This window comes from Nonlabens tegetincola (assembly GCF_002117085.1).
In the GTDB taxonomy this organism is placed as follows: Bacteria; Bacteroidota; Bacteroidia; order Flavobacteriales; family Flavobacteriaceae; genus Nonlabens; species Nonlabens tegetincola.
Genome location: NZ_CP019342.1, coordinates 1,619,509 through 1,639,337, shown reverse-complemented (window position 1 = coordinate 1,639,337; position 19,829 = coordinate 1,619,509). Strand labels below are relative to the sequence as shown.

Genomic DNA, 19,829 nt, shown 5'->3' with positions numbered 1-19,829 from the left:
AGTGGACGATTGTAACCCTTTACAATTATTTCATGAATGGCTAATTACCGCTCGGGATCATCCACATGTTCCCGAGTGTAATGCTATGAGATTAACAACGATAAGTAACGACCTTGAAATCAATAATCGAGTAGTGCTTCTAAAAGAATACGATTGGAAAGGTCTTACTTTTTTTACTAATTATAACAGTAATAAAGCCATGGATTTAATATCTAATCCTAATTGCAGTTTGGAGTTCAATTGGCCTCATATCTCTAGGAGGATTATTGTAAAAGGTCTAGCTTCTCAAACAGAAAGTGAAATTTCTGACAACTATTTTTTCAGAAGACCTAGAGAAAGTCAATTAGGTGCATTGGCTAGTAACCAAAGTGCTATCATCTCCTCAAGAAAATGTTTACTTGATAATCTCAATAAGGTTACTCAAATGAATGCAAATAAAGATATTAAGCGTCCAAGCCATTGGGGTGGAATTACTATCCGACCAAAGGAATTTATATTCATTACTTCCTTAAAGAGTAGGATACAAAAAAGCGAAATTTACAAGGTTGACCCTAATCACGTTTGGTCAAAAATAGATGAGTGGTGTTACACTTAAAATCCTTTACTCAATTTTAAGAGAGCGTTTTTATCGGTGATTTTAATTCGCTTACCATCGGTAATAATCCAGTCCTCCTTTTTAAAACTAGTCAAGGTACGTATACAAGCTTCTTTGGCAGTACCAACTACGTTAGCAATATCTTCTCTGGTAAGAGTCATAGAAATGTAGCCTTCTTGATCAATTCCAAAATTTTTCTCTAAGTACATCAATGTTTCTGCAATGCGCTGCTTCACCGATTTTTGCGCCATATTTACGATTACATCATCAGCAAATTTCAAATCATCGGCCATTTGAATGAGAACAGCTTTTGTAAACTTTGGGTTGCGATTTATATTATTGATTAAATGGGTTTTTGGAATGTAGCACATTTCCATGTCATTTAATGCAACAGCACTTAAATTGGCCGATTCCTCGGTAATAACCGATCGCTGTCCTAATACTTCACCCTTAGTAGCAATTTTTACAATTTGGTCTTTACCGTTCTCACTAGTCTTGGACAATTTAGAAACACCATTTCTTACACAGAAAACGCCGTGTAGTCGCTCACCTTCAGCAAATATGACTTCACCTTTTTTAATAGATTTGGTTACTTTGCTGTCACTTATTTCTTTGAGCTGTTCCTTTGATAAAGCCTTGAGGGAATTAAGCTGTCTAATTACACAATTCTCACAACGACTTTCTTTATGATGATTCATATGATACCTGATCAAACAATGTGTAAAATTAATAAAACATCTACTAATGTTCAATTAAATAAAAACCAGGCGTACTATACTTGAACAACAAAACAGTAAATATTAGTTTTTATTTACCCAAGTCAGGGCGATCGTCATAGAAATCTTCAAAAGTTTTATCAGTCTCATAATCATCGGTCAAAATTTTATAAACCATAATAAGTAATAATAGTTGACCAATTAAGGTACCTGTAAAAATCCATTTAAACGAAGTACCTAGTTGACTAGAAACGGTGAGGATTACTAATACTGCCGTCACCAAATAAACCCAAAATAGTGCATTAATTCTCATAGAGTTTTTATTTTAAAATACTGAAATACAGTTTTTTAATTACTAATCATTTCATAATTTATTGTTCTAGGGTGACAAAAGTCACCGTTTTATTGCTTGTCTTGTGCTCACCTTTGTCCCAGGTATAAGCAATTTTAAGAACTAGATAAATGGAAAAATGTTTCCACTGTGGTGATCCGTGTATTACGGGTGCTATTGAACATGATCACAAGGTATTTTGTTGTCATGGTTGTAAGACGGTTTATGATATTTTGAATGAAAACAATTTATCCTATTACTACGATCTTGAACAACATCCAGGAGTGAGTCCGAGAGATTTTGAAGGAAAATTTGATTTTTTAGAAAATCAGGATATTGTTAATTCCATTTTAGAGTTTAATGAACAAGATACACAAATTGTACAGCTCCTTATCCCTTCTATGCATTGCAGTAGTTGCATTTGGGTACTGGAACATTTGCATAAAATCAACCCAGCTGTTACACAATCTCAGGTTAATTTTCCTGAAAAAACGGTAAGAATAGTTTATCAACCAGAGCATCTTAATTTAAAATCTTTGGTAATACTATTATCTAATCTAGGATATGAACCTTACATTTCTCTTGAAGATTCAAAAAAGTCAAAAAAAGTAAAAGACCGCAGTCTGATTTATAAATTAGGTGTAGCTGGATTTGCATTTGGCAATATAATGTTCTTGTCCTTTCCAGAGTATTTTGAAGTAAATGAATACTGGCTAGATCAATTTAAACACGTATTTAGATGGTTAATGCTTGCTTTTTCAATACCTGTAGTATTTTATAGTGGTGTAGACTACTTCATTTCGGCCTTTAAAGGTGTAAAATCAAGGATTTTATATATAGACGTGCCTATCGCGATAGGGATAAGTGTACTTTTCTTAAGGTCACTTATAGAAATTATAATGGATTGGGGTACGGGCTTTCTGGATAGTCTTGCAGGACTCGTCTTTTTTCTTTTGTTGGGTAAATTTTTTCAACAAAAAACCTATGCCTATCTTTCGTTTGAACGTGATTACAAAAGCTATTTCCCTATAGGTGTTACAAAGATTGTAAAACCTCGGGAAAGTGAAGAATTACGCTTTCGCGAAAGCGAGATCAACAACACAATAAATCAACCTAACAAGAGTAACCTTGATTGCGAGGTGCAAACGCCAGTTTATGAATTACAACCTGGTGATAGAATTCTGATTAGGAATGGGGAACTTATCCCTGTGGATGCTATTCTGATAAAGGGAAAGGCGCTTATAGATTATAGTTTTGTAACTGGCGAGGCACAGCCAGTGCCTAAACAATCAGGAGATAAAATTTATGCAGGTGGTAGGCAGGAATCTGGCTTGCTTGAGCTAGAGGTGATTAAAGGAGTCGAGCAATCTTATTTGACTCAATTATGGTCCAACGAAATTTTTAAAGAAGAGGATAATACACGGTTACAATCTATAACCGACCGAATAAGTAAAAGATTTACGATCGGGATTTTAAGTGTAGCGATCATTGCTGCTTTATTCTGGTTGTTTTACGACAGTAGTTTGGCGCTTAATGTTTTTACAGCGGTGCTTATAGTAGCTTGTCCTTGTGCCATTGCACTTGCCGCTCCGTTTACATTGGGCAATGTATTACGATTTTATGGTAAGGTAAAGCTATATCTTAAAAACAGTCATGTTATAGAAAAGATGTCTGAGATAGATACAATCATCTTTGACAAAACGGGTACTTTAACCAGCGCTTCTAAAAATACAGTTCATTATGAGGGAATTGCTCTGGATGATATGGAAAAACAATTATTGTCCAGTACTCTTAAGGCATCAAACCATCCCTTGAGTAGATCCTTATATAAAATTTTACAGGAGAATAACATTCAAACGTTAGACACTTTTCAAGAACATGTAGGACAAGGAATCACAGGTTCCATTGCATCTCAAACTATTAAAATAGGATCGGCGCGATATGTTGGTATCGATTCTTCAAATTCAATTGATGTAAGTGGCAGTAAACAGACGGCAGTTCATATAGCAACAGATTATTCCTATAAAGGATGCTACATTTTTCATACAGAATATCGCCCTGGAATGGCTGAGACTTTAAAAGAACTTGAGAAATCATATCAAATTGTGGTCTTATCTGGTGATAATGAAGGTGAATTACAGGCTTTGAAAAAAATGCTTCCAGAAAGTACTCGCTTTTTATTTAATCAAAGGCCTGATGATAAAATGCGATTTGTAAAAGAATTACAAAATAATGGTAGCAAAGTAATGATGATAGGAGATGGTTTAAATGATGCAGGAGCTCTTAAACAAAGTGATGTAGGTATCGCCATTTCTGAAAATGTAAATGTTTTTTCTCCTGCATGTGATGGTATCATTGATGCTTCACAATTTCATTTTTTACCTCAGTATTTACAACTAGCTAAGAAGGCAAGATCTATTATTTCATACGCTTTTATCTTTTCATTACTCTATAATCTTATAGGCTTAGGTTTTGCTGTAACCGGTCATTTGCAACCAGTTATTGCTGCTATTTTAATGCCTTTGAGTTCCATAAGCATTGTGGTATTTACCACCTTGTTTTCTTATTACGCTTCAAATAAAATCAAACCATAATTAAATTATGAATAACCAATTATCGATACTCGAATCTAAGATACAGGCACTTAGAACACAGTGTTATGTTTCTCGGGAGAAGTCAGACCTTGTTCCTGAATTGGATCAACTGTCTTCCCAATATTTTTTGCTGCAACAAGAATTACTTCAAATAAAAAACTCATTGCTACTCCAAGAAGATGTCGCAATGTTAAACCAATGGACCAAACTGCGCTATGAAACTCAACTTATAGCCATGTATGCATTTGTTTAAAACAACAAAAAAAGATAGGTATTAAGTGACAAAAGTCACCATTTCAAGGTGGCATCTAGATCTAATTTTACCGTATAAAATAAGTCAGGTATGAACATCATTTATTTATTACTAGCCATAAGCGTGGTTGTTGCTATAGGATTTTTTATAGCCTTTGTGATCTCTGTACGCAGTGGTCAATATGACGACACGTACACACCATCAGTTCGCATGTTGTTTGATGATGAAGATGTGCTTCAAGACTAAAATGTAATTTTTAAAACCACTAATTAATTCAAGTATGGAACTGCAACAATTTTACTACGATAACAAGATTGTACGCAAATTTATAGTCGCAACTCTAGTTTGGGGTGTCGTAGGTATGAGTGTAGGGTTATTACTCGCATTCATGTTCATTTTTCCTAATGTAACCGACGGTATTTCATGGCTAAGCTTCGGTCGTTTAAGGCCTCTTCACACCAATGCAGTGATATTTGCATTTGTAGGTAATGCAATTTATGCAGGTGTTTATTACTCTACCCAACGACTGCTAAAGGCTCGTATGTGGAGTGATTTTTTAAGTAATTTCAATTTTTGGGGATGGCAACTTATTATTGTTGCAGCGGCTATAACCCTACCATTAGGTTATACAAGTTCCAAGGAATATGCCGAGCTGGAATGGCCTATAGATATTGCAATTGCAATTGTGTGGGTAGCTTTTGGAGCAAATCTTATAGGAACTATACTTAAAAGAAGGCAACGACATTTGTATGTAGCTATTTGGTTTTATCTAGCAACATTTGTTACTGTTGCGGTACTTCATATTGTTAATAGCATGGAGTTGCCTGTAACCTTTTTAAAGAGTTATTCAGCCTATGCAGGTGTTCAGGATGCGCTAGTTCAATGGTGGTATGGTCATAATGCAGTTGCTTTTTTCTTAACTACACCTTTCTTAGGACTTATGTATTATTTTGTTCCTAAAGCAGCCAATAGACCAGTGTATTCATACAGGTTGTCCATAGTCCACTTTTGGTCTTTGATTTTCATCTACATATGGGCTGGTCCTCACCATCTGTTATATTCTGCACTACCAGATTGGGCACAAAATTTAGGAGTAGCTTTTTCAGTAATGTTGATCGCTCCATCATGGGGTGGAATGATAAACGGACTGCTTACGTTACGCGGTGCATGGGATAAGGTGCGCACTAGTCCAGTACTTAAATTTATGGTGGTAGCTATCACAGGATATGGTATGGCCACATTTGAAGGACCTATGTTATCGCTTAAAAATGTTAATGCTATTGCCCATTTTACCGATTGGATTGTAGCTCACGTTCACGTAGGAGCTTTGGCCTGGAACGGTTTCTTAACCTTCGGTATGATATATTGGCTAGTGCCTAAACTGTTCAAAACAAAATTGTGGTCTAATAAATTAGCAAATGTTCATTTTTGGATAGGTACATTAGGAATCATGCTTTACGCATTACCCATGTATGTAGCTGGATTTGTGCAGGCTTTTATGTGGAAACAATTTAATCCAGACGGTACCTTAGTTTACGGTAATTTCCTAGAGACTGTAAATGAAATTATGCCTATGTACTGGATGCGCGCTATAGGAGGAAGTTTATATATAGTAGGTGCGTTAGTAGGAGTCTATAATGTGATTATGACAGCTCGTTCTGGTAAAAAAGTAACCGATGAACTTGCAGAAGCTGCGGCTCTACCTGCTGTAACCTCTAGTAGAACTGCCAAAGAAGGATATCACACATGGTTAGAAAGAAGACCAGTCAAATTAACTATATATGCTACAATAGCAATTTTAATTGGTGGTGCAGTCCAAATTATACCTTCCTTACTAGTTGATGATTACGTTCCAACTATCTCGAGCGTAAAGCCATATACACCTCTTGAACTAGAAGGTCGTGATATATACATACGAGAAGGTTGTAATAATTGTCACTCTCAAATGGTACGTCCTTTCCGTAGTGAAGTTGAACGATATGGAGAGTATGCTAAGGCTGGTGAATTTGTATATGATCACCCATTCCTTTGGGGTAGTAAACGTACAGGTCCTGATTTGCTTAGGATAGGAGGAAAATACAACGATAATTGGCACTTTAATCACATGTATGATCCTCAAAGTACATCAGATGGTTCCATAATGCCAGCTTATAAATGGTTAATCACATCAAAACTTGACAAATCAAATACCGAGGCTAAAATGGAAGCCATGATTTCACTAGGTGTTCCCTATACGCAGGATGATGTAGATCGAGCTCAAGAATGGATGGACGAACAAGGTAGTCAAATACAAAGCAACCTATCTGAAGATCCAGACTTCTTAAAAACTTACCAGGCAGATAAAACTAGAAAGCAACAACAAGGTGAGGAGTTTGTAGAAATTAAAGATCGCGAGATAACCGCTCTTATTGCTTATTTACAGCGATTAGGGACTGATATAAAAGTTATAAGTAACGCAGCGCAAACTGCATCAAATTAATAAGTCATGCTCAAGTTTGTAAAACAAAATTTAGAACAGATTGATGGAGTTAGTATTTATCCCATGATCTCCTTACTCATATTCTTCGTCTTTTTTGTAGCACTCTTCTTTTGGGTAGCAACAGCAAAAAAGCAACACATTGAAGAGGTGAGTAACATACCCTTAGATGATTCTTTAACTACAAATATTAATAAACAATGAGAACCTTATCATCCTATATAAGAGTTGGTGTTTTTGCAGTCGTTGCATCAGGCTTGCTCATGTTTGTAGCTTCACCAGACCAACCGTTTTCAGCATTTGAAAAAGTGTGGTTTTGGCCGCTGGTTGCACTTTTAATAATACTTATGATCGCCGGTGAGGCCAGTATTTCAACTTTAAAAGCGGTCCTATACAACACCCTTGACAAAGAAGCAAAAGAGCGCTATGACCTTGCCGAAAAAACACGTAAGGAAAATCAATTTGCTAGAATAAAAAGAGTGTATAAAAAATCTCTAGATAGCAAACCTATTGAAAGCGAGCACGAGATTGTACTCGATCATAATTACGACGGTATACAAGAATTAGATAACAACTTACCGCCATGGTGGCTTTACATGTTTTATGCAACTATCATTTTTGGTGTAGTTTACCTGGCGCGATTCCATGTATTTAATGTGTATGACCAAGCATCAGAATTTGAAACTGAAATGGAAATTGCTCGAGCACAAGTAGAAGAATGGAAAAAAACGGCTAAAGATCTAGTAGATGTAAACACAGTTACATTATTGACCGACGCAAGTGATTTAAATGCTGGTAAGGAAATTTTTAATCAAAACTGTGCTGCATGTCATAAGGTTGATGGTGGTGGTGGAATAGGCCCCAATTTAACAGATTCCTACTGGATACTTGGTGGTGGCATAAAAAATATTTTCAATACCATTTCAGAAGGTGGTCGTAGTGGCAAAGGAATGGTACCATGGAAGACTGAACTTAAGCCAGCACAAATTGCTCAAGTAGCCAGTTATGTCATGCAGTTCGAGGGAACCACACCAGCCGAACCTAAAGAACCTCAAGGAGAAATATGGAACAATCCTGATGCTCCTGATAAAATGATAATTGAAAATCCAGCCAAAACGATAGTAACCGATAGTTTACAAAATAGTGTAGTAACTAATTCAAAATTTAATTAGGAAGTTTCCCAAAGTCCTTGGGACTTTGGGTCGGGCTTTCGACTATATCTCTTGCTACCACAAGAGGATGCCGTCTCAATCCCTAACTCAAAAGTATCCTAGTTATTACGAATAAAATAAATAGTATGAAATCGCCAGAAGCTGAAGTTTTTAGAGACAGTATAAGCACCGTTACCCAAGATGGGAAACGCGCATGGATATTTCCTAAAAAACCTTCTGGTAGGTATTACAATTGGCGTAAGATTGTAAGCTATTTTCTGCTTACGATATTATTTATTTCTCCTTTTATCAAGATAAATGGTAATCAGTTTATCATGATAAATGTTCTTGAAAGAAGGTTTAATATTTTTGGTCAACCATTCTGGCCTCAAGATTTTCACCTAGTAGTCATAAGTATGCTTATAGGTGTTCTATTTGTGGTGTTTTTCACTGTAGCCTATGGTCGTATTTTTTGCGGTTGGATATGTCCTCAAACCATTTTTATGGAAATGGTATTTAGAAGGATTGAATACTGGATTGAAGGCGATCGTGGTAAGCAAATTAGACTGAAAAAAGCTCCATGGAATGCCGAAAAAATTAAGAAAAGAGTCATTAAATGGATTGTCTTCTTTATTATTTCGTTCTTAATAGCTAATGTTTTTTTAGCTTATTTGATAGGTAGTGATCAATTACTTAAGTATGTGATTGATGGACCCAAGTACCACCTAAGCACATTTATTTCGTTATTAATTTTTACAGCAGTTTTTTACTTTGTCTTTGCTTGGTTTAGAGAGCAAGTATGTGTTATTGCGTGTCCTTACGGTAGATTACAAGGAGTTTTATTGGATAATAAATCTATAGTGGTAGCTTATGACTATAAGCGAGGTGAAAAAGAAAAAGGGCGTGCAAAGTTTAAAAAATCAGAAAATCGTGAAGCCAGTGGTAAAGGAGATTGTATTGATTGTGCACAGTGTGTTCATGTTTGTCCGACTGGTATCGATATAAGAAATGGTACACAGCTGGAATGTGTCAATTGTACCGCATGTATTGATGCCTGTGATAGCATGATGGAAAATGTGGGATTGCCTAAAGGTCTCATACGCTATGCAAGTGAGGAAAATATTGAGAAAAAAACAAAATTTGAATTTACTCCTAGGCTTAAAGGTTATAGTGTGGTGCTAGGTGTATTAATTGCGGTGCTAGTCGGTATGTTGTTTTTACGTAATGATATTGAGGCTAGAATCCTACGTCTACCTGGTCAATTGTATGAGCATAAAGAAGGCAGTAATATAAGTAATGTTTTTACCTACAAATTAGTGAATAAAACCACTCAAAATATTGAGGATGTTAGCTTTAAGTTATTATCGCATGACGGTTTTATAAAAGTGGTAAATGATGAGGTTAATGTACCAGCGCAAGAGCTCGCAGAAGGGACATTGTTTATTGAAATTGACTCAAACTTACTTAAAAAAGAAAAAGATAAGGTTGAAATAGGTATTTACAGTGGTTCACATTTAATTGAAACTACAACAACTACCTTTTTGGGACCTAGAAGTTTTAATTAAAACGCATGAGGGATAGTAGTGAAAATCCCGCAGCTATAGTTATACAATAACTAATAGCGAGGAATTGTAACATATAGCCCGACAGCTACCTAAAGTAGGGTAGCTGGCATGCACAAATAATATAAGAGTTAAAAACTATAAAATATGAAATGGAATTGGGGAACCGGTATTGTTCTAGGAATGATAGGATTTATTGCTTTTATCATGTTTATGGTAATAACCATGCTTACTGATAGCGATTATGATCACGATCTTGTAACTGAAAATTACTACGCAAAGGAGATGGCATATCAAGATGAAATTGATCAGGAAAAGCGTCTTGAAAGTTTATCTAAAAAAATTAATGGAAAGCGAACTAAGGAAGGTTGGTTAATAGAGTTTCCTGAAGAAATAAACGAGATTAATAGTTCTGGCACAGTGTTCCTATATAGACCGTCCAACCAAAAACTAGATACTCAATTTGATTTGAAATTATCTGGTTCTCACTTGCTCATACCTGATAACAAGCTGGTGGACGGTCGTTGGAACATTACTATTGAATGGACTACTAAAGATAATGATTATCTGTATAAAGAATCTATTTTGTATTAATGATATATACTGCTTTCATACTGGGTCTATTAGGGAGTTTTCACTGTGTAGGTATGTGTGGTCCAATAGCTTTTTTACTGCCGTTGGATAGAAAAAGCCCTACTAAAAGGTGGGGACAATTAGTCAGTTATCACAGTGGTAGATTATTTACCTATGCTACAATAGGAATGATGCTTGGATATATAGGACGTGGTGCTCATTTATTCGGATTTCAGCAATACATTTCTATTGGTGTAGGAATAATAATGATCGCTACTGTGGTATTATCTTCTAAATTTTTACAGAGATTTTCTATAACAAAACCAGTTTATTTACTTATTGGTAAGGTGAAATCTAGTTTATCCCAACAGCTCAAAAAAAGAGGTTATGAAAACTTTTTTATGATGGGTTTTCTTAATGGCTTTTTACCATGTGGCTTAGTATACATGGCCGTATTTGCTTCTGTTGCTATGAACAGTGTGAGCGCAAGTGGAATCTATATGTTGATGTTTGGTCTAGGAACAATTCCTATGATGACTACTGCTATTTATCTAGGAAATTTTTTAACTGGACAGGTTAAAAAACGGGTAATTAAAATGATCCCTGTGGTTGTTGTTGTGATTGGAGCTTTGTTTGTATTAAGAGGTCTAGGGTTAGATATACCCTATGTTTCACCATCAGAAAATGTAACTGTAGAGCAGGTAAGCTCTCAATATAAATGTCATTAATTTTATAATATTTTACTATGAATATGTATATGCTACCGCTTGTGAATTGGACTTATGGAGCTGTAATTATTGGAGTCTTTGTGCTGGTTTGTATAGCTATGGTTGCCATAGTTATGAATTTAGCTAAAGGTGATAAAATGAAATAATATCTTTAAGAAGGTTTTGTTATAGCTTAAATAAAAAACTTAGTTGTCTCACAATTAGGTTTTTTCTATTTTTAGAGATCGTTAAAAGATTTTTATGAGGCTAAAATTACTTTTCTTTTTCATCATACTAAGTATTACTGCTCACGGTCAAATTCAATTGAATCCAAACCCAGCTGATATAAATAGTGGTACAATAACTATAACTTATGGAGCTCAAGGCGATTATTCTTTATTTGACCCTATGGGAGACCCTAACTTGCTTCTCTATACTGGATTAGAAACTGATGGCGTTCCTAGTACTTGGGATTATCATGATGACTTCAGTGACACGTCTACCTTTGTCGTATTTAATTATGACGCTACTGCAGGCGCTTATGTGGCACAAATTGATATTGCAAACCGCATTTATCAAGAGGAGCCTAATTTAAATTTGACAACAATTCCAACTGGAACACAAGTAAATGATTGGTATTTTTTAATTATAACTACCGATTTATCTAGACAAAGTCCTGATTTGAAAGGGTCAGACTATGGATGGCAACCAAGTACTCTGAGTGAACAGAGTCCAAATATGGCTCAATTTGATGTTAGGGTAGTGGAGGATACCTTTTATTTTTCTAGACCAGATACTTACCGATTATCGACTTATGACCTTACTGGTAAATTGATTGCAGATGAAAAGGTTCTAGTAGGTACTACTTATGAGTTAAAAACCGGTCTAGTTTCAGGGATTTATGTTACACGTATTGAGGATTCTAACGGCTTTATAAGAACGCTGAAGCATGTAAGATAGTGATAGCTCGTTTTTTACAGCACATAGACAGCGTATTTGATCAACGATACTTCTTAAAAAGGAGGCGACAAAATATCTGGTTAAGGGTTTTGCATTATACAGCATACTTGATTTTATTAATTCAAATCTTGTACAATAAACACTACGAGGTTTATGGACCTTATTACTTACTGATTTCTGCAATATTTATTCTGGTTTTTCAAACCATAGTCAAACTAAATAAAGTAAATACAGATAAAGCTGGCTTTAAAGAACCCGAAAAAAAAGTAAACCATTTCTCAAAATTTGGATGGTTACTATTCTTGCTTTGTGCCTCTTTATATGTTGTTTTATTTAGAGATATAATTGAATTTGAAGTCGATGATTGGCCTGAAAACAATATTTTTTATCTTATTGTAATCTTAATCGTTTTAGTTATTGCTAGTTATAAAATTCAAATTGAGGAGCAAGCTATAGTTGCGATTAACGAGAATCAACTTATTTTTAGGAAAAATGATATTGAGTACTTTGATACTATTATTAATTTTAAAGAAATAAGATTGTCTGAAAAATTTGTAGCTGTTACTTCCATTGAAAATAGAGTAGATTATTTATATTTTTTTGATTTTGAAAAGGAGTCATTATTGAAGCTTAAAATGTTCTTTAAACAACATATTCCTAGTATTGATGTAAAAATTGTAGAAGAAAAAAACGCGCCCTAATAAGGCGCGTTTTTCATACTGATTTTAACTGTCTTTATTCTGAATAAATTACAGTAGCATTCTTAATAGCATCGTTAAGATTTGCTTTACTTGCTACGTATGTATTATTCTTATTAAATACTCTGTCTGGACGTTCTCCAATAATTATGTATTCCACATCCATAGCTGGAGCATTGAGGTCTATTTGATCTTGTTTTCTTATAGTCTTCCCGTCTAAACTAGTTTCTGTTTTTTCTAGTGACGCTATAACATATAATTTTTTATTGGCAGCACGTACCTCTTCAATTTCTAATTCATGATCATAATCAGATACTTCTGCCTCTACAAGTAAGGTACGTTCATTCTTATCTTCACCAGGCATATCTACGTCAATAACGGGAACTTCAACTTCTTCTTCTTCCATTACTACGACCACTTTAGGAACCTCTACCATTCTAGTTTCTGTCGTTAGATCGACATCTGCCCAGTTTACTTCATATTCTGGTAAATTTCCTGCTTCAGCTTCAACATCAACATCTACTTCGGGTAAACTTCCTTTTTCTGTTTTTTTTACATCGCAACTAGTTAATATGGATGCACTTATAAAAAATGGTATAATATATTTTTCATGATTTTTCTTGATTTAATGTGATTATTAATTTCTATTTTCTTAATAAAGATTATCTACTTGTTACAATAAACGCGTGTATAACTCCTGGGATAAAAAATATTAGAGTTAATATCAGGTTGATAAGAAAATCTTTGCCAAAACCTTTGGCTAGCCCTACTCCTAATGGTGGGATAAAAATGTTTAAGATGATAGTTAAAATTGACATAGTTTTTGTTTTTGATTCGATTCTAAATTACTATCCCAATATTGATAACATTATTAAAATCTAATCAATTGAAAACTATTAACTTATTTTGTAATAAATTAACTTAAAAATAGGTAAGGTGATTTTAATTATTAAAGTATTACTGGTGTTTCTAACTCAACGTAATAAAACTTTAATGAGAAATTTCACAAAAAAAACCATCTCAATATGAGATGGTTTAATAATATGTGATTTTATATGTTACTAGTTAAATACCGGTATACGAGGATGGTGATATTCCTCTCATCTCTTCCTTAACAGATTCATCTACATTAAGCGTGTTAATAAATTGCGCAATACTCTTACCAGTTATTTTTTCATTGGTTCTAGTAAGTTCTTTTAGTGCTTCATAAGGATTTGGGTATGCCTCACGACGCAGGATGGTTTGAATAGCTTCAGCAACTACAGCCCAATTGTTTTCAAGATCTTGTGCTATCGCCTGCTCGTTCAATAATAATTTACCTAAACCTTTTAATGTTGCCTGAAAAGCAATTAAAGTATGGGCTAGTGGCATTCCTACGTTTCTTAAAACTGTAGAGTCTGTTAAATCTCTCTGTAGTCTAGATACTGGAAGTTTTGCGCTCAAATGTTCAAATAACGCATTTGCGATTCCTAGATTTCCTTCAGAATTTTCGAAATCAATAGGGTTTACTTTATGAGGCATGGCACTTGAACCTACTTCACCTTTTTTAATCTTTTGCTTAAAATAATCCATAGAAATGTAGGTCCAGATATCACGATCCAGATCTATTAAAATGGTATTAATTCTTTTTAAGGTATCAAAAAGTGAGGCCATATGATCGTAATGCTCTATTTGTGTAGTTGGAAAACTATGTTTCAATCCTAATCGATTTTCTACAAAGTCTTCACCAAATTTTTGCCAATCAATGTTTGGATAAGCAATGTGATGAGCATTGTAATTTCCAGTAGCACCACCAAATTTTGCCGCGTGCTGCACATGCTCTAGCATGTTGAGTTGTTCTTCTAAACGAACTACGTACACATAAAATTCTTTACCTAATCTTGTAGGCGAGGCAGGTTGTCCATGAGTCCTGGCTAGCATTGGAATATCTTTCCACTCAATAGATAAATTATTCAATTTATCCTTAACCTCGTCTAATATAGGTAAGTAAGCATTCTCAACAGCATCTTTAATGGATAATGGAATGGCTGTATTATTTACATCTTGTGATGTAAGACCAAAATGTATAAATTCTTTTACATCGCTTAGACCTAATCGATCAAACGCCTTTTTCAAGAAATATTCCACTGCTTTGACATCGTGGTTAGTAACCTTTTCAATGTCTTTTACTTCTTGAGCGTTTTCTTCAGTAAAGTTGCGATATAGATTTTTAAGTTCCTCTTGTGTCGCTTCATCAAGCGGCTGTAGTTGAGGTATTCCGCTTTCGCTTAAAGCGATAAAATATTCTACTTCAACTAGAACTCTATATTTAATAAGAGCATATTCTGAGAAGTAATCGGCTAGCGGTTCAACTTTTGATCGATAACGACCATCTACAGGAGAGATAGCTTGTAAAGCAGTAGGCATAATTTCTGTCTTTAAAGCACGCAAAAGTACGCTAAATTTCCGAGAGTATTAGGTGTTTATAGCATCTAATACTTTGGCAGCACTAGCACGATATCCTTTAGTTTTTGTTTGAGTAAGCAGTCTCTCAATAGTGGGAACTAATTCAGGATAAATCCATTCAAACTCCTTACCTAACTCATACAAGCTGTTTGTAGCCATTGCCATATTTGCTGTGCAATCAGTATGCGTTATCAAAGTATAGAAACAACCCGTTACAAAATGTTCACGATGCTCTTTTGTTAGTTGTTTTTGAAATGGATGTGACCTTTTAGAATAATACTTTTTAGTTATTACTGAAGCTATTTTTGATAAAGACCTCATAGCCGACGAGTTGAGCTCTTGGTTATATAAGTTTGCGATCGCATCAATGTGCTTCATAGTAGCATCCGGGAACAGTAAAAAAGACTGTTCTAGGCACCAGCATGCCTGATGACTAACTTTACTGTCAACTGCGCACAATGAGATAAGCTCTGGTATACCATTTTCTTTTACAACCAGTGTTCCTATACGCACACGCTCTTTTTTGTAGGCCTTTAATGCGTTTAATTCAGTCTCGAGATCAATCTTTTTTATCATGATGTAAGAACAATAATTCTTCGATTTTTCTCATTCCAGTACTTGCAACATCTTCTATTACCGTAAGGCCATTTTTTGAGGAGAGCGCAGGATTAGGATCTACTAAAAAATGCTGGCAATTAATAGGAGTGTAATCTATCAAACCGGCAGCCGGATATACTTGTAATGAAGTTCCAACTACTAAAAATAAGTCGGCTTTACTGGTGATGTCAATGGCCTTATTCATGGCAGGAACATCCTCGCCAAACCATACAATATGTGGCCTTAATTGATGACCAGCTGCACAACAATCACCTAGATGTAGATCATCCTCATGGTGTGCGATATCATCTGGATTTACCGTACTGCGTACTTTGCGTAATTCTCCATGTAAATGTAAAACGCTACTACTGCCAGCTCGTTCATGTAAATCATCTACATTTTGGGTGATTACAGTTACTTGAAAATTGCGTTCTAGCCCTGCGATAATATGATGGGCTTCATTAGGTTCAACCGTTTTTAATTGAGCTCTACGTTTATTGTAAAAGTCGAGTACCAGCTCGGGATTGCGTTCCCAACCTTGTGGTGAAGCTACTTCCATAATATCATGTCCTTCCCACAAACCACCAGCATCTCTAAAGGTTGAAATACCACTTTCTGCACTTACTCCAGCTCCAGTTAAAACCACTAAATTTTTCACGTATTTCTTTTAGGATAAAGATATATAAAATAGTTGTTGTGGATTGTGGTGGTAACGCTTTCGCGAAAGCGACCATAGCATTATCTTTACCGACCCAAAAAAACAAAGGACATGAGAGTATCCTACAACTGGATTAAACAATTTATAAACATACCTCACGACATTGATAAACATACAGCCCTATTGACTTCACTGGGGCTTGAGGTTGAAGGCGTTGAGAAATTTGAAAGTGTAAAAGGTGGATTACAAGGCGTGGTTGTAGGTCATGTAGAAACTTGTGAAAAGCACCCAAATGCCGATAAATTAAAAATTACCACTGTCAATCTAGGTGAAAAGACGGTACAAATAGTTTGTGGAGCGCCCAATGTAGAAGCCGGTCAAAAGGTTCCTGTTGCCACAATAGGAACGGTACTTTACGATGTTAAAGGTGAGGCGTGGAAGATAAAAAAAGGTAAAATACGTGGCGAGGAAAGTCACGGAATGATATGTGCCGAGGATGAATTAGGATTGGGAGAATCTCACGATGGGATCTTAGTCCTAGATGATGCTTGTGAAGTAGGAACTCCATTGAGCGAGATTTATAAAATTGAGCAAGATCATGTGATTGAGATTGGACTTACTCCAAATCGCGCAGATGCCATGTCACACATGGGTGTAGCTCGAGATTTGAGAGCTGGTCTTGCAGTAGAAACTGGTGAACTTACCGAGTTTATTACACCATCGGTAAGTAGTTTTCATGTTGATGATCGTACATTACGTATCGATGTAGAAGTTGAAAACCCTGAAAAAGCACCAAGATATTGCGGAGTGACTTTAACGGGCTTACAGGTAAAAGAATCACCAGAGTGGTTGAAAAATAGATTAAAGGCTATAGGTCTAGCACCTAAAAATAACATTGTAGATATTACCAACTATGTAATGCATGAGTTGGGGCAGCCGTTACATGCCTTTGATGCCAATAAAATTACTGGTAATAAAATAATCGTCAAAACAGTCGAAAAGGACACGCCATTTATTACTCTAGATGGAGTGGAACACAAATTACATGAGGAAGACCTTATGATTTGTGATGATCAAAAACCTTTATGCATCGCAGGAGTTTACGGTGGAGAAAACAGCGGCGTAACAGAAGGTACAACTAGTATATTTTTGGAGAGTGCTTACTTTGATCCTGTAAGCGTGCGTAAAACTGCGAAACGTCACGGGTTTAATACCGATGCTAGCTTTAGATTTGAGCGTGGTATAGATCCTAATATTACGGAATATGCTCTTAAAAGAGCGGTTACTCTTATTGAAGAATGTGCTGGTGGACACGTAAGCAGTGATATAGTAGATCATTACCCTGTAAAACTAGAAGATCATGAGGTGTACGTGACCTTTGAACAAATAAATAATTTAATAGGTCAAGAAATTCCTCGCGAGGAAATTACTACAATATTAAGTTCGTTGGAGATTAATGTGAATCACGCAACCGATGCTGGTATTGGACTCACAGTTCCTGCTTATCGTAATGATGTAACTCGTCCTGCCGATGTAATAGAAGAAATACTACGCGTTTATGGTTATGATCGCATTGAAGTAGGGACTAAACTTAATGCTACTATAGCTACCACTTCAAGAAAAGAAAACAACCGTATTCAAAATATTGCAGCACAGCAATTAGTTGGATTAGGATTTTATGAAATGATGGCAAATTCTCTTACTGCTGAAAAATATCATCATTTAGGTGAACAAATTTCGGCTGATAACGAGGTACGCATGTTGAATCCATTAAGCAGTGATCTAGCGGTAATGCGTCAAAGTCTTATCTATGGAGGATTAGAGGCTATTGCATACAATATCAATAGAAGACAAGAAGACCTTAAATTATTTGAATTTGGAAAGTCCTATCACCAATATTCTAGTGGTCAATTTACAGAACAACAACATTTAACCCTATTTACTACGGGTAACGTACATTCAAATTCATGGATAGGTGGAGATCAACCAGCAGACTTTTTCTATTTGAAAGGTGCTGTTACGGCGGTTCTAAATCGATTGGGAATTACCACTTTAAATGAAAAAGCTACTAAACTGGAATTTCTGGGTGAAGGTATTTCACTTAATAGCGGAGCTAAAATTGCTGATCTAGGTGTGATAAGCAAGAAGTTCACCAGAGAGTTTGGCATTGATCAAACGGTGCATTACGCAAATATTTACTGGGACGAGATTATTAAATTAGTTCAAACAGAAAATAAACCGATAACATCGATACCAAAATTCCCTGTCGTTCAACGTGACTTTGCATTATTAGTTAATGATGAAGTAAGCTTTAAAGAATTACAAACGGTTGCTTTAAACGCAGAACGTAAATTGCTTAAGGAGGTTAAATTATTTGATGTATATCAAGGTAAAAATCTACCAGCTGGCAAAAAATCATATGCCCTTAGTTTCTCATTATTAGATGAGAATAAAACCTTAACTGATAAGCAAATCGACAAGGTAATGAATAAGATACAGCAATCACTTGAAAAACAAACTGGAGCAGTTCTTAGATAAGATTTGTTTTTTTAAGTAAAGTTTTTAACTCCTTTGCGACTATGGTTGTGAAGGAGTTTTGTTTTAAATTGAAACTTCAATTCTAATTTTAAGAATTAAAAGAGTATGCTTAGTAGAACTAACATTGAGGATCAGTTGCGCAAGGTGAGAAATAAAGCAACCACTAGCGAAGATGTTTTAAAAGAAGTTTATGCTATTCTAGCTGAAGACAATAAACGAGAAGATGCTATCATAGCAAGGATGAAGAGTCCTCAAAAACCTACACCACGCAATCAATTTGATATTGATTTATTAGATGCTGATCGAATTTATCACGTTGACCAAATTAGAAAGATTTGTGTGGATTATAGATTACGTTTTTTAGATACAAAGTATTTTAAAAACGAGATTCCTCAAGAAGCTCTTAATGAAATCAAGCAATTAGAAAAAGACCATCAAATGACGATGAGCGGTTTTAAAATTGTCGCTCCTTCAAAACTTTTCAAGTTAGAAGATAAGGATGATCCTTTACTTTTTGCACCTATCGGTAATGGATACTTTTACCTTATTCATAAATGGGGAAATGACTTAAATCCATTTAGAAAAGCATGGGCTTGGTGTGTAAAGAGTTTTGAAAACTTAATATTGACTACATTGGTAGTAAGTGGTTTGCTGGCTTACATGATTCCAAACGGTCTTTTTAGTAATGATACTACATCTGTAGAATACCTTTTAATATTCTTTTTTACTTTCAAATCAGTGGCTAGTATAGTCTTGTATTATTCCTTTGCTACTGGTAAGAATTTTAATGTTGCTATATGGAATAGTAAGTATTTTAATGCTTAGTTTCTCGATATAGATTTTGTTTTTGATTCAACTGCCCTGTTACAACCAGGGCAGTTTTTTTATGCTCTGTTTTATACAATGTTTTTCTTTAGTGATGTTTTAGTTGTAAACTTCATGTAAGCGTTTAAAATCACTCGTTACAATTGGCAA

20 protein-coding genes are annotated in these 19,829 nt (G+C 35.2%); 13 read left to right on the top strand and 7 right to left on the bottom strand.

All coding sequences use genetic code 11. The features are described 5' to 3' along the window. The first annotated feature begins 1 nt into the window (after nt 1). A complete protein-coding gene (locus tag BST91_RS07805) occupies nt 2-595 on the top strand; it encodes a pyridoxine/pyridoxamine 5'-phosphate oxidase (protein ID WP_169709768.1) in 594 nt (197 codons plus the stop codon). On the opposite strand, the gene BST91_RS07800 is transcribed toward BST91_RS07805, so the two are convergent. Further along, the gene (locus BST91_RS07800; protein ID WP_060524360.1) at nt 592-1,293 is read right to left on the bottom strand and encodes a Crp/Fnr family transcriptional regulator; all 702 of its coding nucleotides are present in this window, start codon (nt 1,291-1,293) and stop codon (nt 592-594) included. The genes BST91_RS07805 and BST91_RS07800 overlap by 4 nt on opposite strands. Before the next feature lie 109 nt (nt 1,294-1,402). After that, complete coding sequence (locus BST91_RS07795) at nt 1,403-1,624, bottom strand: hypothetical protein (protein ID WP_085775044.1); 222 nt, start codon at nt 1,622-1,624, stop codon at nt 1,403-1,405. A gap of 149 nt (nt 1,625-1,773) precedes the next feature. Here BST91_RS07795 and BST91_RS07790 point away from each other — a divergent pair, with 149 nt between their 5' ends. From BST91_RS07790 to BST91_RS07740, 10 genes are all read left to right on the top strand, one after another. Then, nucleotides 1,774-4,236: a heavy metal translocating P-type ATPase gene (locus BST91_RS07790; RefSeq protein ID WP_085775043.1), complete on the top strand. Its 2,463-nt coding sequence runs from the start codon at nt 1,774-1,776 to the stop codon at nt 4,234-4,236. 343 nt (nt 4,237-4,579) lie between these two features. Continuing rightward, entirely contained in the window at nt 4,580-4,735 is a 156-nt protein-coding gene (gene ccoS / locus BST91_RS07780) for a cbb3-type cytochrome oxidase assembly protein CcoS (protein WP_082586956.1), read from the top strand. Between the two features lie 34 nt (nt 4,736-4,769). Further along, nucleotides 4,770-6,968, top strand: coding sequence for a cytochrome-c oxidase, cbb3-type subunit I (ccoN, locus tag BST91_RS07775; protein ID WP_060524368.1), 2,199 nt, complete (start codon nt 4,770-4,772; stop codon nt 6,966-6,968). Nucleotides 6,969-6,974: 6 nt separating this feature from the next. Beyond that, complete coding sequence (locus tag BST91_RS07770) at nt 6,975-7,169, top strand: CcoQ/FixQ family Cbb3-type cytochrome c oxidase assembly chaperone (RefSeq protein WP_042277839.1); 195 nt, start codon at nt 6,975-6,977, stop codon at nt 7,167-7,169. Beyond that, nucleotides 7,166-8,137, top strand: a complete 972-nt coding sequence (locus BST91_RS07765) for a cbb3-type cytochrome c oxidase N-terminal domain-containing protein (RefSeq protein WP_085775042.1) — start codon at nt 7,166-7,168, stop codon at nt 8,135-8,137. Before BST91_RS07770 ends, BST91_RS07765 begins: the two co-directional genes overlap by 4 nt. A 125-nt stretch (nt 8,138-8,262) precedes the next feature. Continuing rightward, nucleotides 8,263-9,681 carry a cytochrome c oxidase accessory protein CcoG gene (gene ccoG, locus BST91_RS07760; protein ID WP_085775041.1) on the top strand — a complete coding sequence of 473 codons (1,419 nt, stop codon included), beginning with the start codon at nt 8,263-8,265 and terminating at the stop codon, nt 9,679-9,681. 144 nt (nt 9,682-9,825) lie between these two features. Beyond that, nucleotides 9,826-10,272 (top strand): FixH family protein, encoded by a 447-nt coding sequence (locus tag BST91_RS07755; protein ID WP_085775040.1) that lies wholly within the window; start codon nt 9,826-9,828, stop codon nt 10,270-10,272. Next, on the top strand, nt 10,272-10,979 hold the full coding sequence (locus BST91_RS07750) for a sulfite exporter TauE/SafE family protein (protein WP_085775039.1): 708 nt from the start codon (nt 10,272-10,274) through the stop codon (nt 10,977-10,979). The genes BST91_RS07755 and BST91_RS07750 overlap by 1 nt, the downstream gene beginning before the upstream one ends. A gap of 240 nt (nt 10,980-11,219) precedes the next feature. Further along, complete coding sequence (locus BST91_RS07745) at nt 11,220-11,918, top strand: hypothetical protein (protein ID WP_085775038.1); 699 nt, start codon at nt 11,220-11,222, stop codon at nt 11,916-11,918. A 128-nt stretch (nt 11,919-12,046) separates the two neighbouring features. Next, entirely contained in the window at nt 12,047-12,619 is a 573-nt protein-coding gene (locus tag BST91_RS07740; RefSeq protein WP_157546925.1) for a hypothetical protein, read from the top strand. 34 nt (nt 12,620-12,653) lie between these two features. Here BST91_RS07740 and BST91_RS07735 read toward each other — a convergent pair whose 3' ends face one another. The 5 genes from BST91_RS07735 to BST91_RS07715 form a co-directional block, all read right to left on the bottom strand. Continuing rightward, nucleotides 12,654-13,052, bottom strand: coding sequence for a hypothetical protein (locus BST91_RS07735; RefSeq protein WP_244895592.1), 399 nt, complete (start codon nt 13,050-13,052; stop codon nt 12,654-12,656). A gap of 226 nt (nt 13,053-13,278) precedes the next feature. Then, nucleotides 13,279-13,434 carry a YqaE/Pmp3 family membrane protein gene (locus tag BST91_RS07730; RefSeq protein WP_082586957.1) on the bottom strand — a complete coding sequence of 52 codons (156 nt, stop codon included), beginning with the start codon at nt 13,432-13,434 and terminating at the stop codon, nt 13,279-13,281. 247 nt (nt 13,435-13,681) lie between these two features. After that, complete coding sequence (gene purB / locus BST91_RS07725) at nt 13,682-15,022, bottom strand: adenylosuccinate lyase (protein WP_085775035.1); 1,341 nt, start codon at nt 15,020-15,022, stop codon at nt 13,682-13,684. A 48-nt stretch (nt 15,023-15,070) separates the two neighbouring features. Then, nucleotides 15,071-15,637 (bottom strand): hypothetical protein, encoded by a 567-nt coding sequence (locus tag BST91_RS07720; protein WP_042277857.1) that lies wholly within the window; start codon nt 15,635-15,637, stop codon nt 15,071-15,073. After that, nucleotides 15,621-16,316 carry an SIR2 family NAD-dependent protein deacylase gene (locus BST91_RS07715; RefSeq protein ID WP_085775034.1) on the bottom strand — a complete coding sequence of 232 codons (696 nt, stop codon included), beginning with the start codon at nt 16,314-16,316 and terminating at the stop codon, nt 15,621-15,623. The genes BST91_RS07720 and BST91_RS07715 overlap by 17 nt, the downstream gene beginning before the upstream one ends. Before the next feature lie 111 nt (nt 16,317-16,427). Between BST91_RS07715 and pheT the strand changes: the two genes are divergently transcribed. Beyond that, a complete protein-coding gene (gene pheT, locus BST91_RS07710) occupies nt 16,428-18,854 on the top strand; it encodes a phenylalanine--tRNA ligase subunit beta (protein WP_085775033.1) in 2,427 nt (808 codons plus the stop codon). A 105-nt stretch (nt 18,855-18,959) separates the two neighbouring features. Continuing rightward, complete coding sequence (locus BST91_RS07705; protein WP_042277862.1) at nt 18,960-19,679, top strand: hypothetical protein; 720 nt, start codon at nt 18,960-18,962, stop codon at nt 19,677-19,679. The last annotated feature ends 150 nt before the right edge of the window (nt 19,680-19,829 follow it).